Source organism: Vibrio sp. ED004, assembly GCF_023206395.1.
GTDB lineage: Bacteria > Pseudomonadota > Gammaproteobacteria > Enterobacterales > Vibrionaceae > Vibrio.
The window spans coordinates 276619-291733 of the sequence record NZ_CP066149.1 but is presented as its reverse complement, the minus strand read 5'-3'; the positions used below and the strand labels follow the sequence as shown (position 1 = coordinate 291733).

The window sequence follows — 15115 nt, the reverse complement described above, 5'->3', positions numbered from 1 at the left end:
CCCGTCATAAAACGGACCCTGTTAATGCTTTAAACCCAGAGAAGATAACTCTTCTCTGGGGTCTTAATGTTTATTGCGGTTTAGATCTTACAACCGCCGCCTTCACAATCTTCTTCCGGCACTGTTACTGCATCGCCTTGGTCGTCTTTAGCACCATCACGAGTGTTATGGTAGTAAAGCGTCTTAACACCGTACTTGTACGCTGTAAGTAGGTCTTGAAGCAGCTTCTTCATTGGTACTTTACCGCTGTCGTAAACACTTGGATCATAGTTAGTGTTTGCAGAGATAGCTTGGTCAACGAATTTTTGCATGATACCTACTAGGTGTAGGTAACCGTCGTTAGAACCAATGTTCCAAAGCAGTTCGTAGTTCTCTTTTAGATTTAGGAAATCTGGAACAACTTGCTTCAGGATGCCGTCTTTCGATGCTTTCACTGATACGTAACCACGTGGTGGCTCGATACCGTTCGTCGCGTTCGAGATTTGAGACGATGTCTCAGAAGGCATAAGCGCTGTTAGCGTAGAGTTACGCAGACCGTGCTCCATGATCTCTTCACGTAGAGAATCCCAATCGTAGTGCAATGGCTCTTCACATACTAAGTCGATATCTTTCTTGTAAGTATCTATTGGCAGTAGGCCTTTCGCGTAGTTGGTCTCGTGGAAAGATGGGCAACGACCTTGCTCTTTCGCTAGTTCAACAGATGCTTTTAGCAAGTGGTATTGAATCGCTTCAAAAGTACGGTGAGTCAGGCCATTTGCGCTGCCATCAGAGTACTTCACACCATTCTTCGCTAGGTAGTATGCGTAGTTGATAACACCTACACCTAGAGTACGACGGTTCATTGTCGACTTGTATGCTGCTGGAAGCGGGTAGTCTTGGTAATCAAGAAGTGCATCTAGTGCACGAACAACCAGTTCAGAAAGCTCTGCTAGGTCGTCAAGTTCATTGATTGCGCCAAGGTTGAAAGCTGAAAGCGTACAAAGTGCAATTTCGCCTTCGTCATCTTCTACGTTAGAAAGCGGCTTAGTTGGAAGCGCGATTTCTAGACATAGGTTCGATTGACGAACAGGGGCAACTTCAGAATCAAACGGGCTGTGTGTATTACAGTGGTCAACGTTCTGAATGTAGATACGACCAGTAGAAGCACGCTCTTGCATTAGCAGAGAGAATAGCTCTACAGCTTTTACTGTTTCGCGCTTCACTGATGGATCGTTTTCGTACTTAACGTATAGCTCTTCAAAACGGTCTTGGTTTTCGAAGAACGCATCGTAAAGGCCAGGCACGTCAGAAGGTGAGAACAGGCTGATGTTGCCCCCTTGAACAAGACGAGAGTACATAAGCTTGTTCAGTTGTACGCCGTAGTCCATGTGACGAACACGGTTCTCTTCAACGCCGCGGTTGTTTTTCAGTACTAATAGAGACTGAACTTCACCGTGCCATAGTGGATAGAACACTGTTGCTGCGCCACCACGGACACCACCTTGAGAACAACATTTTACTGCTGTTTGGAAGTATTTGTAGAAAGGAATACAGCCAGTGTGGAACGCTTCACCATTACGGATTTCAGAACCAAGCGCACGGATACGACCTGCGTTGATACCAATACCAGCACGTTGAGATACGTAACGAACAATTGAGCTTGCTGTTGCGTTGATTGAATCAAGGCTGTCACCACACTCGATCAGTACACAAGAACTGAATTGACGAGTAGGCGTACGTACACCAGACATGATCGGTGTAGGTAGAGAAATCTTAAACGTAGACGATGCATCGTAAAAACGTTTGATGTAGTCAAGACGAGTCGATTTCGGGTACTTAGCGAATAGACACGCAGCAACTAAAATGTAAAGGAACTGAGCACTCTCGTAGATTTCTTTCGTTACACGGTTTTGCACGAAGTATTTACCTTCAAGCTGCTTAACCGCTGCGTAAGAGAAGTCTAAGTCACGTTTGTGGTCGATGTACTCGTCAAGCTCGTCGAACTCGGCTTTCGTGTAATCTTCCATTAGGTGGCTATCGTATTTACCCATATCAACCAGTTTTGCAACGTGGTCATATAATGCAGGCGGCTCGTATTCGCCGTACGCTTTTTTACGTAGGTGGAATACAGACAGACGTGCTGCTAGATATTGGTAATCAGGAGTCTCTTCAGAGATTAAATCCGCTGCCGACTTGATGATAGTCTCATGAATGTCAGTAGTGGTGATGCCATCGTAAAACTGAATGTGAGCTTTCAATTCTACTTGTGATACAGAAACATTGTGCAAGCCTTCAGCTGCCCATGTAATCACGCGATGGATCTTCTCTAGATCGATCGTTTCTTTGCGCCCGTTACGCTTGGTAACAGTAAGTTGTTGGTTCATTCTGCTTAATTTCCCTAACAAAACTGAACAAGGCCGTGTTTTTGTGTATTTCTGTGTAATTTTTGTAAATTACGTTTCGGCTTTGTGATCTTGGTCTACCCATACATTGTAGTTCAAACACAACATATAGGGGTCATTTGTTTGTTGGGTTACAAGATAGTGCTACAACTGATATTTTTCAAGGTAAAGAAATTGGGTTGCTTGTGGATAAGTGGTGGATTGAAAAAAAACTGTAAGTGACCACTAACTGATGAGGTTAGATGTGACTTGATTGTATAAAAGTCGGCTTTTAAGGATGCTTTATTTTTGCACTCCCATAAAAAAAAATCCCTTGATCTTTGGACAAAATGAGCGATGGATTTTGGGGGGTTAAAATTAAATCTAGGTGGTCAAAATGGAAGCTAGCGCACGAAATTTAGACTGAAAAAAGTCGCAAACTTATGTTAGTTGCAACTCTTTTCATTAGTCTTTTTTACAAAAGGTTTTACGGTAGGGATACTGGTAATTATACGAGCAGTTATTGGGCGAAATTTTGAGTGTGAACGATGTAGTTTACATCGACATTGTGGCCCAAACGGTAGCTGTCAGTCAGTGGGTTATAGTGTAGACCAGTGATGCCTAACTCTTGCAGTGGTGTGTTATCAATCATCTTAATAAGTTCTGCAGGGCGAATGAACTTCTCGTGCTCGTGAGTGCCCTCAGGGACAATTTTAAGCAGCTTTTCTGCACCAACAATAGCGAACAGGTAAGATTTGAAGTTACGGTTCAAAGTAGAGAAGAACACGTGACCACCCGGTTTCACTAATTTTGAACATGCGCTAATCACAGATTGTGGATCAGGAACGTGCTCTAGCATTTCCATGCACGTTACCACATCGTAAGTTTGTGGATTCTGTTCTGCATGGTCTTCGATGGTGCTTTGGATGTAATCTAGCTTGGTGCCTGTTTCTAATGCGTGAAGACGTGCCACTTCTAGTGGTTCCTTACCCATATCTAGGCCAGTGACTACAGCGCCCTCAACAGCCATACTTTCAGCCAAAATGCCGCCACCGCAGCCAACGTCGAGTACTTTCTTACCAAATAAACCTTCGGTCTTTTCTAGCACATAATTTAGGCGCAGTGGGTTGATTTGATGTAGAGGCTTAAACTCGCCTTTCAGATCCCACCAGCGCGACGCCATGTCTTCGAATTTTTTGATTTCTGCTGGGTCTACGTTCTGTGATTTAGTCATAATCGGCATTTCCAAGTTAAATAATGCATCCATGAAATTGCAGGCATTATAACTTGCCTTTTCGCCCTGACCAGAAGATCTACAATTTTGCTAGTTTATTGGATGTAAAGTGACCATGTTTCAGCAAGATATGATGCGGAGGTGCAATTTCTCATCAATTGATTGGCTACAAGGGTCACAAGATGGTAAAAGGAGAGGGAAAGTGATGCCTCCGTAGGTAAATTTGTGTTATATTTTTCGGTCTTATACGTATTCAAAAATACGATCTGACTATAGAGGGAAAATGGCTCTATGAGCGATCTAGCGAAAGAGATCACGCCCGTAAATATTGAAGATGAGCTTAGAGGTTCATACCTAGACTACGCGATGTCCGTCATCGTTGGTCGTGCCCTTCCAGATGTGCGTGATGGCCTAAAACCTGTACACCGCCGCGTTTTGTTCGCGATGAATGTACTAGGTAATGATTGGAACAAACCATATAAAAAGTCTGCTCGTGTAGTAGGTGATGTAATCGGTAAATACCACCCACATGGTGATAGTGCTGTATACGATACTATTGTTCGTATGGCGCAACCGTTCTCACTGCGTTACATGCTAGTTGATGGCCAAGGTAACTTTGGTTCTATCGATGGCGACTCCGCGGCTGCAATGCGTTATACCGAAGTTCGTATGGCGAAAATTGCTCACGAGCTCCTGGCTGACCTTGATAAGGAAACTGTGGATTACGTACCGAACTACGATGGTACAGAACAAATTCCAGCAGTACTTCCTACAAAAATTCCTAACCTATTGGTAAACGGTGCTTCTGGTATCGCAGTAGGTATGGCTACCAACATCCCACCACATAACCTTGGTGAAGTTGTTGATGGCTGTTTAGCATTTATCAATAATGAAGATATCACTATTGATGAGCTAATGGACTATATCCCTGGTCCTGACTTCCCAACAGCAGCACTTATCAGTGGTCGTAAAGGCATCGTAGATGCATACAAGACTGGCCGCGGTAAGGTTTACATGCGTTCAAAAGCGGATATCGAAGTAGAGAAGAATGGTAAAGAAACCATTATCGTTACTGAGATCCCTTACCAAGTAAACAAAGCTCGTTTGATCGAGAAGATTGCTGAACTGGTTAAAGATAAGAAAGTAGAAGGCATCAGTGCACTACGTGACGAGTCTGATAAAGACGGTATGCGTATTGTTATTGAATGTAAGCGTGATGCAGTAGGCGAAGTGGTTCTTAACAACCTATACGCTCAAACTCAACTGCAAACGACTTTCGGTATCAACATGGTTGCGTTGAATAACGGTCAACCACAGTTGTTCAACATCAAAGACATGCTTAAGTGCTTCGTAGACCACCGTCGCGAAGTTGTGACTCGTCGTACTATCTTCGAACTGAAGAAAGCGCGCGACCGTGCACACATCCTTGAAGCTTTGTCTCTAGCACTTGCTAACATTGATGAAATCATTGAACTGATCAAGAGCGCGCCAACACCAGCAGAAGCTAAAGTTGGTTTAGTGTCTCGTGGTTGGGATCTTGGTAACGTTGCTTCAATGCTTGAGCGTGCTGGTACTGATGCGGCTCGTCCTGATTGGTTGGAAGACCAATACGGCATCCGCGATGGCCAATACTTCCTAACGGAAACACAAGCACAAGCTATTCTAGAACTTCGTCTTCACCGCCTAACTGGCCTAGAGCACGAGAAGATTCTAGACGAGTACAAAGCACTTCTAGAAGAAATCGCTGAGCTAATGCACATTCTTGCAAGCACTGAGCGTTTGATGGAAGTTATCCGTGAAGAACTTCAAGCAGTACGTGAAATCTATGGCGACGAGCGTCGTACAGAAATCACAGCTGCAGTTCATGATATCGACATGGAAGAGCTGATTGCTCAAGAAGACGTTGTAGTAACGCTTTCTAACGCAGGTTACGTTAAGTACCAAATCCTAAGCGACTACGAAGCTCAGCGTCGTGGTGGTAAAGGTAAGAGTGCAACTAAGATGAAAGATGAGGATTACATTGAGCGTCTGCTTGTTGCTAATACTCACGATAACATCCTATGTTTCTCTACTCGTGGTAAGACATACCGTCTGAAAGTTTACCAACTGCCATTAGCAAGTCGTACTGCTCGTGGTAAGCCTATCGTGAACATTCTTCCTCTAGAAGAAGGTGAGCGTATCACGGCTATCCTGCCTGTTTCTGAGTTCTCTAACGAGAAATTCATCTTCATGGCAACAGGCGACGGTACTGTTAAGAAGACATCTCTGGATCAATTCGCAAACGTACGTGCTAACGGTCTAATCGCTGTTAACCTACGTGACGACGATTCACTGATCGGCGTTGACATCACTAACGGTGATAGCGACATCATGCTGTTCTCTAAATCGGGCAAAGTTGTTCGCTTTAACGAGGACAAAGTACGCGCAATGGGCCGTACTGCCTCTGGTGTTCGTGGTATGAAGCTTCCAGAAGACGATCAAGTGGTTTCACTGATTGTTCCTTCTAACGAAGGCGATATCCTAACTGTGACTCAAAACGGTTACGGTAAGCGTACTGAGCTAGCTGAATACCCAACGAAAGGCCGTGCAACGCAAGGTGTAGTATCTATCAAAGTCTCTGAACGTAATGGCCCAGTAGTTGGTGCTGTTCAAGTTGAAGAAGGCGATGAAATGATGATGATCACCGACGCAGGTACACTAGTACGTACTCGCGTAGCGGAAGTGAGCCAAGTTGGTCGTAACACTCAAGGTGTAACACTGATTCGTACTGCTGAAGACGAGAACGTTGTAGGTCTACAACGCATCGACGAAGTAGAAGAAGCTGAGATTGTAGAAGGCGAAGCTGAAGAAGCAAATGCTGAAGCAGTTAACGCTGAAGTTGCTGAATCAAGTGAAGAGCAAGCATCAGATGCTTCTGACTCTGAAAGTGATAGCGAGCAAGACACTGAGTAATCTCGATTACGCTAAGTAATTAAGCTTACCATTGAAAAAACCGAGCCTAAGTGCTCGGTTTTTTATTGCCTGTTGTTTATGGAGAATCGTTAAATACCAATAGCTATACCTTGATCAAGTTTGCTTTGTGGCGAAAGAGGTAGAGTGAATGGGCGGATAAAAAGGGGGAGTAAAATGGATATCTGGTTACTGGTTGCTTTGTTATTGATGAGCCTGTTTTTGGTGGTGATTGTCGTTGCATCAAACAAAAACAGTCGTAGCCTTAAGGGGAACCTTGTTATCTCACTTACCGCAGTGCTACTCAGTGGCATTATCTGGTTTCAAATGAAGCAAGAGCTGCCTCAGCCTCCTTCCAATGACAACGAAAATTACACCACAACAGATTTCCAAGATGAGCTGCAACAAAGCCTTAAGCAAGACCCAAATCAATCTGATTTATGGTTTAGGCTGGGCGGTGTTTATATGCAGAAAGGGGAGTTTGATGCGGCTTTTACCTGTTACGATTACGCGATTCGTTTAGATCCTCAAGCGCCTTCAGGCTTGTATGCCGCTAAAGCCACCGCACTTTATTATCTCAGTTCACAAGCGATGAGTGATGACGTCAACAGACTGCTAGAGCAATCTATGGATCTTGATCCGAACGATCGAACGGCCTTAATGTTAATCGCGACCGATCACTTCATCAGTATGCGCTATCAACAAGCGATCGATGCGTGGACTCAAATTCTCGACTCTAATCAGAAGGGGATTGATCGTGTTTCTATTATTCACTCGATCAACCAAGCCAAACAGATGATCCGATAAGCTTGGCATAATCGCTAGTCGTTTGTTTTTAGCTATTTACTTTCCTGCATTTCAATCAGGCCACCTGCGTTGTGGATTTGAGTAAACCCTTGAGCTTGCAAGAACTGATAGGCTTGTCCTGAGCGGTTACCACTGCGGCAATACAAGACAATCGGTTGGTCTTTATCTATGTTGGCAAAGTGTGTTGCGACCTCAGACAGTGGATAGTTTATGGCGTTGTCTAGATGCCCTTGCTTGAACTCCTCAGGAGTTCTGACATCAACCACTAATGCGCCTTTCTCAATTAACTCCCAACCTATATCGGCGCGCTCAGACGCATGAACGCCAGAACTCAACAGTGCAACGCACAATGCTGAAAGTGAAAATAAGGTTTTCATTGTTTATTCCTTGAATTGGCGAGTAGATCGGAGGTAGGTATTGATGTGTATTCCTCCAAAACCTAAAAAACCAGCCACACAATAATAGTGTGACTGGTTTTTACGTAATGGTCTATTTGAAGAAACTAGTATTCGTAGTTCGCTTCACGTTTTTCAGCTTGTTCTTCCCACTTAGGAACAACCGTGTCTAAGAAGTGTTGTTTCTCAGCGTTCATCTTATCCATGTCCATTCCTAGCGCTTTTTGAGCCGCTTCTTTGGTTGAGATATCAGGAATTTCTATAGGGTCGGTGATGCCTTTCTTCGCTAATAGACGAATGATCTTAGTACGAGCGTCGGCTGCACGGTCAACGGCTGTACCTAGAACCTCAAGCGCAACTTCTGGTGCATGCATATGAACACCATGAGATGCGATTGCGTAGTCCCAACGCCATTGAGCGTGACGAATATCCAGTAGGATTGGCTCCATCTCTTGCTCTGTTGCACCCGCTTCCCATGCCGCGCCTGCTTCAAAGTGAGCAGCAACGATTTGTTTCTCAGCAGTCAGCTTCATGTTTAGCACTTGAGCTTTACGGCTTGAAACGATATTACGCATGGTCTCTTTAGATTGAGTATGACAGTTGGCACACGTATCTTCGAAGCGGTCAAACGGGTTACCTACTTTATGATCGGTGTAAACCGTGCCGTCTTCTTTGGTGACTTTAGGCATATGACAGTCAGCACAAACGACTTTGTTTTTGCCGTGAATACCTTCACGCCATGTTTCATAGCCAGGGTGCTGCGCTTTTAGCATTGGCGCTTTAGATACCTTGTGCGTCCAATCCTTAAAGTTGATGTCATCGTAGTACTCTTCCATTTGCTCAACACGTGTCCCTTTATCCCAAGGGAATTTCACGCCTTTGGTTGGACCGGTGAAGTAGTATTCCACATGGCATTGTGCACAAACTGAAGCTTGTTGGTCTAAACGGCTCTGCTCATCAAACTTTTTACCAATCGCTTCGAAAGCGCGTTCAACATAAGGGCGTGTCACTTTCAGTGCTGGCTCGCCGTTTTTGAACTCATCGCTTTGGGTGTCATGACAGTCGGCACAACCAATAGGGTTGACGATCTCGTTACCAAGACGTGCCCACTTACCTTCGAAGTAGCCATCTTCACCGCGTTCTTCAATAACACGTGCAACGTCTGGGCTCTTACAGCTCCAACACGCCATTGGCATAGGACCTGAGTTTTCGTCGGTCGGACCGCCAGTACGCAAGGTTTGTCTTACATCGTCAATCGCGTAAAAGTGGCCGCGAGCTTTGTTGTAGTCTTTTGCGAACCCGTAGCCAGCCCACATGATCACCATGTTTGGATCTTCTTTTAGCGCATCTTCAATGGTTTCACTTTCTGACGTTTGTCTCCATGAGTGATATTGATCAGGGTGGTTCTGCTCGAACTGGTTGTTACGAGGATCACCAATTTCTTTTTGTTCAGACGCAGCAAAACTGGTTGCGCTTGCTAGTGATGCGCTAACCATTAATAGTGCTGTGACGGAATTACGTATCCAGTGCTTTTTCACAGTGATATCTCCAATATACTGATTTTTATACCAAGCGTTGTGAGTTTGCTATTCAAATTAAGAACTGGAGAATTCCTGTTTATATTAATTCATAAATAAACACATTTTGTTACGTGTCGGAAGTTTGCTTGTTTTAGATCAATTAATGGCAGTGACTTTAATCACGTTGAAGTTTATATAACCCTAAAGGGGTATGTATTGGCTTGTGGAGAGAAATTTAAGTGATAATTATTATCAAATATAACAAGCAATTACATACTATGCCCTTGTGATAAATAGGGTGATTGTGTTCACATATTAACCTTCGTGAATTTCGCATTACCTAATTAGAGGTATATTCTAAATATAGAAAGCGTTGTGGCTTATCCAAAATAAGAATTGATATCATTTAAACGTTAATAATATCGTTTAAGGGTACTTTTGTTTAACCGGAATATTATTTAGTTGAGAGTTAAATAATGCCGGTATAAGGAAAGGATAAAATGGGCAATATTAAATTGGCCATAGTCATAATGCTTAAATCCCTTCTAGCATTCTGCCTCTATGGTTATTCCATTCATGCTGTTGCTGAGCCTGCTGTTACGCCAGTAGGAGAATCAACAAGACATGAAGTCGAATTAATCCGCGACAAAGACTACAAGTGTGTTCAATGCCATAAAGATTCCAAAGAAACGATATTGGGTTCACACGGTAAGAGCGCACACGCTTTACTTGGTCGTGAAGTGAATTGTACCGATTGTCATACCTCTATTGGCCCCGATCACCGTGAAGGTGCACCTGAAGTGGTGAAGTATCGCGCGGCCCAATCAAAGCAGGGAACTGAAAAGGTCTTCCTCGATCCTAGCTTAATTCTAGACGCCAATAGCCAATGTATAGATTGTCATAAACCGGATGATCTGCGTGAAGCGAGCTGGACTCACGATGTTCACGTACAAAACTTAACGTGTTCAAACTGCCATGATGTTCATGCGACCGAAGCTAAGGTGCTGAGCTTAGATAAAAAGCAAACCATTAAGTTGTGCGTGGATTGCCATTCAGACTTCAACCAGAAGAAAGAAGGGGAGTAATCTATGAGCTGCTCAAGAAGAAACTTTTTAGCTGGCGCAGGCGCTGTGATTTTTACGACTGGGGTTGCAGGAACGGCGGCGGTAACAAGCCGTAAAACGTTGGCCAATGTTCAGGAAGATGGCACTAAGCGCTACGGGATGGTTCATGATGAAACCGCGTGTATCGGTTGTACAGCCTGTACTGAAGCGTGTCGTGAAGTAAACAAAGTGCCTGAGGGTGTATCGCGCTTAGAGATCATTAAGAGCGAACCTCAAGGCGAATATCCAAATGTTGATTACCGTTTTACCCGTAACTCTTGCCAACATTGTGATAATGCTCCGTGTGTGATGGTTTGCCCAACGGGTGCAGCCTATAAAGATGAGAAAACCGGCATTGTTGATGTGCACAAAGAGAAGTGTGTGGGTTGTGGTTACTGCTTATTAGCTTGTCCATATCAAGTGCGCTTTTTCCACCCAGAGAATAAATCCGCTGATAAGTGTAATTTCTGCCGTGATACTAACTTGGCTCAAGGGAAGTTACCTGCTTGTGTTGAATCTTGCCCAACTAACGCGCTGATATTCGGCGACCTGAACGACCCTAAGAGTGAGATAAACCAAGTGCTTCAATCGGAAGTGGTTTACAGAGATAAAGCCTACCTAGGGACTCAGCCAAAACTCTATAAAGTGCCACACCAAAAAGGGGAGATTTGATTATGAGTGCATGGGACACTGCTTTTCAGTCTGGTACCGTGGTATGGGACTGGATTATAGCTATTTATCTATTTCTGGCGGGGATGTCGGCGGGTGCCGTCATGATTTCTATTTACCTTAAACGAAAGGTCATTGAAGGTGACCCCGCTCATAATGGTGTGTTAAAGGCGACCGCTTTTCTTGCGCCATTTGGGATCATTTCAGGTCTGCTGATCTTGGTCTTCCATCTAACAAAACCGTTATCTTTTTGGAAGATCATGATCTTTTATAATCCAACGTCTGTGATGTCGATGGGTGTGATCTTATTCCAAGTGTATATGGTGATCTTATTCCTTTGGATCGGCATTATATTCCGAGATCAAATCGTAGTGTTCTTGAATGACCAAGCTTGGTTAAAAGGGCGACTCGATTTTGTTGGGAATTGGATTGGCAAAATAGAAGTGTTTGAAAATGCTTTGGAAATATTCTTAGCTATTCTTGCTCTGATGCTTGCCGCTTATACTGGCTTCCTGCTTTCGGCGTTAAATACCTTCCCAATGCTGAATAACCCAGTACTGCCGATTCTATTCTTATTCTCGAGTTTATCTTCGGGTGCTGCTGCGTGTATTTTGTTTGGTGTTTTGGTTTTCAAAGAATCGCCACACAGCATCAGTGTTTCTTGGATTCACGGATTTGAGCGTCCGGTTGTGATGTTCGAGTTGTTTGTTCTGGTGACTTTCTTTACTGGATTAGTATTTGCTGGTGGACAAAGCGAACAAGCAGTGTGGAACGCAATTGGTAGCGGCTTCTGGGCAAGTTGGTTCTGGTACGGCGTTATTGGGGTAGGCATGGTTTTACCCTTGTTACTCAATGCTGTCACGCCAGACTCTATTCGTCATAGTTCGGTGTATATCTTTTCCGTGACGTCTTTGAGCTTAATGGGCGTGTTAATGCTTCGAACCTTTGTTCTTTATGCTGGGCAATTAACACTCGCTTAATTCTGCTCAAGTTTGTTAGTGAGTAGATGTTGGATACTAGGCATCTGCTTACTAATTCTCTGTTTCTTTGCATAAAGAAGCTAACAACGGTTTTACTTGGTTCTGCTTTGGTGGAGCCTTATTGAGGTGATATGGTCGGTTCTTTGGGGCTGTTTAATTTAGTTTTGGTCGCTGTTCTTAGCAGCATTATCGCTGTGCATTCGATTTATCCAATGCTCGCCAGGCAATCACCGAATCTAGGTTTAATTCGCAGCTTCTCTCTTTCAAGCGCACTATTTTCCATTGGCGCTATTGTTCTGCTTGGCTATGCCTTTATCAGTGACGACTTCTCGATTCTATATGTCGCAGAACATTCTAATACACAGTTACCTCCCTTTTTCAAAATGGCCGCCGTGTGGGCAGGGCATGAAGGCTCATTGCTGTTTTGGGTACTGACCATCAGCTGTTGGTCCGGTGTTATCGCTTTGCAAAAACGCTACTCAAGTGAATATCAAAGCCGTGTGCTGTGGATGATGAATGTATTACTCGCGATATTCGCTTGGTTTACGTTATTTGCATCCAACCCATTTGAATTGAATTCAATCTTGCCGCTTGAAGGACGAGATCTTAATCCAATGCTGCAAGATGCCGGTTTGATATTCCATCCGCCGTTACTATATCTGGGCTACGTAGGGTTTTCGGTTGTACTGGCCTTTGCTGTCGCGGCCTTATTGGTGGATCCGATCGAGTTTGATTGGGTCGCTCATTGTCGAAGCTGGTGTTTAGTCGCGTGGATCTTTTTAACCGCGGGGATCATTCTTGGTTCTTGGTGGGCATATTACGAATTGGGCTGGGGCGGCTGGTGGTTCTGGGATCCTGTTGAGAACGCGAGCTTGCTACCGTGGCTCACTTCTAGCGCTTTGTTACATACCTTAGGTGTTGCCAAGGGCAAGCAACAACTGTTGAAATGGTCTCTGAGCCTTGCCTTCATTACGTTTTGTCTAAGTATTCTCGGCACCTTTATTGTTCGCTCTGGCGTACTCACTTCAGTACACGCTTTTGCGGTTGACCCAAGTAAAGGCATCGCACTGTTACTGATCTTGGTCGTGGTGTTGGTGAGTTCGTTTTCTCTGCTCATTGTGCGTGGTGAGTCTTTCGAATCGAGCCCAATCACGCACTTTGCCAGCAAAAGCTTTTTGAGTTTAGTCGCCGCACTCATTTTCGTTTTGGCAACGGCGGTTGTGGTGTTCGGTACCTTCTATCCCATGGTGTTTGAGCTGTTAGGTCTTGGAAATATATCGGTAGGCGCACCTTACTTTAACCTGCTAATAGCACCGTTAGCTTTACTCGCTATGGGCGTTGTTGGCCTTGCTCCATTACTCAGTATCAAACCCCAAGCGTCGAAAGGCGTTATGGCGTCAATCGCTCTGCTATCTATTGGTCTCGGTTTTACCTGCTATGTTGTGCAAGTAGAGAAGATTCAAGTGATGGTACTGGTGACGTGGGCTCTCGCGTTTTGGGTTGTACTGACTCATGTTTATGGTTTAGCGGTCACGCGCAGTTCCAAATTCCAACGCAAAGTCTGGGTGATGACGTTCGCACATGTGGGTGTCGCTGTGTTAGCGGTAGGTGCCGCGATGAACAGCTACCATTCGTTTGAGCGCAGCTATAAATTGAGCCCAGGAGAACAGGTTGAGTTTATGGACTGGATGCTTTCTCATCGTGATACTGAGCTTTATGTTGCATCGAACTTTACTGCCGAAAGGGCAGTGCTTGATCTAGAGGCTAATGAACGAAGCTTTTACATCACACCTGAAAGAAGGCATTACCAAGTTCGAGTCATGAACATGAGTGAGCCAGCAATGAAGTGGTTCTGGCATGGCGACGTGTATATCACCATGGGTGAAAAAGTGGATTCAACCGCTTACGCATTCCGCGTTCAATATAAGGCTTATGCTCGTTGGATTTGGTTCGGTGGGTTGATCTCTATTTTAGGTGCGTTGCTCTCATTGATTTATCGTAAAAAGAAAACCGTTAAGGCGTCACAGTATGAATACCAGCGTTCGTAACAAACTCATCACGCTTATTGTATTGGCACTGATAGTGGTGTTGGCATTTTTGTTCGGGCTTGATAACAAGCAGCAAACCACCACAGTATCGACGCAACAGAGATCGTTTCCTGAATTTACATCGATAGCGTTATCCAATAGCGAAGGAGTCACAGGGCAACAAGAACTGACGCGAACGGATATTACTGAGCACCCTTACCAGTTAGTGAATGTCTGGGCGTCATGGTGTGGTATCTGCAAAACCGAACACGCCTTTTTGCTCAAACTCCACGATAAAGGCATTCCTATTGTTGGTCTTAATTACCGAGATAACACAGCTGCCGCTATTAATGTGTTGTCGAACGATGGAAACCCATATTCAAAAGTCATTAGCGATCCTCAGGGGAAGTTAGCCTTGGAGTTAGGGGTCATCGGTACGCCGGAGACATACTTGGTTGACGCTTACGGCCAAATCATTAAGAAGCTACTGGGTGTGATTAATGAATCCGTATGGCAAAACGAACTTGCCATGTATTTTGATGGTGAGATTGGATGATGAAGTCTTTAATACAGATAGTCGTAATCTTGTCTGCAATTGCTACTATTAGCTTTCCGGCCATGGCTGAAGAGTTGTTTACAGCCAGTAATAAAGAGACAAGCATTCAGGTTGAGCTGTTTGAGTTTGAAAGCCCGGATCAACAGCAGCGTGCTATTAACTTGGCAAAAACGCTGCGCTGCCCTCAATGTCAGAATCAAAACCTGATTGAATCGAACTCGCCGATAGCAAAAGATTTACGTCTTGTTGTGTTTAATATGGTGAAAGAAGGGAAGAGTAATAATGAAATCACTCAATATATGACAGAGCGATTTGGCGAGTTTGTGCTTTATAAGCCAGCAATGAGCGCCTCAAACCTATTACTTTGGCTTTTACCAAGCCTATTATTTCTCTTATTTATATATTTATCAGTAAAAAGTGTTAGAAAGGGCTCATAAAAATTATGTATTAGTGTTTACCAATTGACCTGTATTTTGTAACATTGACCGATTATAAAGGCTAAGCACTGCTATATA

Annotated in this window: 12 protein-coding genes; 8 read left to right on the top strand and 4 right to left on the bottom strand. The window is 44.1% G+C overall.

Features of this window, described 5'->3' with window-relative positions; all coding sequences use genetic code 11:
• Positions 1–80: 80 nt before the first annotated feature.
• Together nrdA and ubiG are read right to left on the bottom strand one after the other, a co-directional pair.
• Positions 81–2363, bottom strand: a complete 2283-nt coding sequence (gene nrdA / locus ITG10_RS01180) for a class 1a ribonucleoside-diphosphate reductase subunit alpha (protein WP_017632066.1) — start codon at positions 2361–2363, stop codon at positions 81–83.
• A 517-nt stretch (positions 2364–2880) separates the two neighbouring features.
• Positions 2881–3627: a bifunctional 2-polyprenyl-6-hydroxyphenol methylase/3-demethylubiquinol 3-O-methyltransferase UbiG gene (gene ubiG / locus ITG10_RS01175; protein WP_017632065.1), complete on the bottom strand. Its 747-nt coding sequence runs from the start codon at positions 3625–3627 to the stop codon at positions 2881–2883.
• Between the two features lie 258 nt (positions 3628–3885).
• Between ubiG and gyrA the strand changes: the two genes are divergently transcribed.
• Positions 3886–6546 carry a DNA topoisomerase (ATP-hydrolyzing) subunit A gene (gyrA, locus tag ITG10_RS01170; RefSeq protein ID WP_017632064.1) on the top strand — a complete coding sequence of 887 codons (2661 nt, stop codon included), beginning with the start codon at positions 3886–3888 and terminating at the stop codon, positions 6544–6546.
• Positions 6547–6720: 174 nt separating this feature from the next.
• Positions 6721–7350 carry a tetratricopeptide repeat protein gene (locus tag ITG10_RS01165; RefSeq protein ID WP_017632063.1) on the top strand — a complete coding sequence of 210 codons (630 nt, stop codon included), beginning with the start codon at positions 6721–6723 and terminating at the stop codon, positions 7348–7350.
• Positions 7351–7382: 32 nt separating this feature from the next.
• Here ITG10_RS01165 and ITG10_RS01160 read toward each other — a convergent pair whose 3' ends face one another.
• The gene (locus ITG10_RS01160; RefSeq protein WP_017632062.1) at positions 7383–7727 is read right to left on the bottom strand and encodes a rhodanese-like domain-containing protein; all 345 of its coding nucleotides are present in this window, start codon (positions 7725–7727) and stop codon (positions 7383–7385) included.
• A 125-nt stretch (positions 7728–7852) separates the two neighbouring features.
• The gene (nrfA, locus tag ITG10_RS01155; RefSeq protein WP_026084373.1) at positions 7853–9283 is read right to left on the bottom strand and encodes an ammonia-forming nitrite reductase cytochrome c552 subunit; all 1431 of its coding nucleotides are present in this window, start codon (positions 9281–9283) and stop codon (positions 7853–7855) included.
• Positions 9284–9765: 482 nt separating this feature from the next.
• On the opposite strand from nrfA, the gene nrfB reads away from it, so the two are divergent.
• From nrfB to nrfF, 6 genes are all read left to right on the top strand, one after another.
• A complete protein-coding gene (gene nrfB / locus ITG10_RS01150) occupies positions 9766–10350 on the top strand; it encodes a cytochrome c nitrite reductase pentaheme subunit (protein ID WP_017632060.1) in 585 nt (194 codons plus the stop codon).
• Positions 10351–10353: 3 nt separating this feature from the next.
• The gene (gene nrfC / locus ITG10_RS01145; RefSeq protein ID WP_017632059.1) at positions 10354–11040 is read left to right on the top strand and encodes a cytochrome c nitrite reductase Fe-S protein; all 687 of its coding nucleotides are present in this window, start codon (positions 10354–10356) and stop codon (positions 11038–11040) included.
• A 2-nt stretch (positions 11041–11042) separates the two neighbouring features.
• Positions 11043–12017 (top strand): cytochrome c nitrite reductase subunit NrfD, encoded by a 975-nt coding sequence (nrfD, locus tag ITG10_RS01140; RefSeq protein ID WP_017632058.1) that lies wholly within the window; start codon positions 11043–11045, stop codon positions 12015–12017.
• 131 nt (positions 12018–12148) lie between these two features.
• Positions 12149–14065 (top strand): heme lyase CcmF/NrfE family subunit, encoded by a 1917-nt coding sequence (locus tag ITG10_RS01135; RefSeq protein ID WP_248386636.1) that lies wholly within the window; start codon positions 12149–12151, stop codon positions 14063–14065.
• Positions 14046–14600 (top strand): DsbE family thiol:disulfide interchange protein, encoded by a 555-nt coding sequence (locus ITG10_RS01130; RefSeq protein ID WP_026084372.1) that lies wholly within the window; start codon positions 14046–14048, stop codon positions 14598–14600. Before ITG10_RS01135 ends, ITG10_RS01130 begins: the two co-directional genes overlap by 20 nt.
• On the top strand, positions 14597–15037 hold the full coding sequence (gene nrfF / locus ITG10_RS01125; RefSeq protein ID WP_017632057.1) for a heme lyase NrfEFG subunit NrfF: 441 nt from the start codon (positions 14597–14599) through the stop codon (positions 15035–15037). The genes ITG10_RS01130 and nrfF overlap by 4 nt, the downstream gene beginning before the upstream one ends.
• Positions 15038–15115 lie beyond the last annotated feature (78 nt).

Coding starts and splice junctions, on each gene's coding strand:
- nrdA (WP_017632066.1), bottom strand. CDS start 2,363: ATGAACCAACAACTTACTGTTACCAAGCGTAACGGGCGCAAAGAAACG.
- ubiG (WP_017632065.1), bottom strand. CDS start 3,627: ATGGATGCATTATTTAACTTGGAAATGCCGATTATGACTAAATCACAG.
- gyrA (WP_017632064.1), top strand. CDS start 3,886: ATGAGCGATCTAGCGAAAGAGATCACGCCCGTAAATATTGAAGATGAG.
- ITG10_RS01165 (WP_017632063.1), top strand. CDS start 6,721: ATGGATATCTGGTTACTGGTTGCTTTGTTATTGATGAGCCTGTTTTTG.
- ITG10_RS01160 (WP_017632062.1), bottom strand. CDS start 7,727: ATGAAAACCTTATTTTCACTTTCAGCATTGTGCGTTGCACTGTTGAGT.
- nrfB (WP_017632060.1), top strand. CDS start 9,766: ATGGGCAATATTAAATTGGCCATAGTCATAATGCTTAAATCCCTTCTA.
- nrfC (WP_017632059.1), top strand. CDS start 10,354: ATGAGCTGCTCAAGAAGAAACTTTTTAGCTGGCGCAGGCGCTGTGATT.
- nrfD (WP_017632058.1), top strand. CDS start 11,043: ATGAGTGCATGGGACACTGCTTTTCAGTCTGGTACCGTGGTATGGGAC.
- ITG10_RS01135 (WP_248386636.1), top strand. CDS start 12,149: ATGGTCGGTTCTTTGGGGCTGTTTAATTTAGTTTTGGTCGCTGTTCTT.
- ITG10_RS01130 (WP_026084372.1), top strand. CDS start 14,046: ATGAATACCAGCGTTCGTAACAAACTCATCACGCTTATTGTATTGGCA.
- nrfF (WP_017632057.1), top strand. CDS start 14,597: ATGATGAAGTCTTTAATACAGATAGTCGTAATCTTGTCTGCAATTGCT.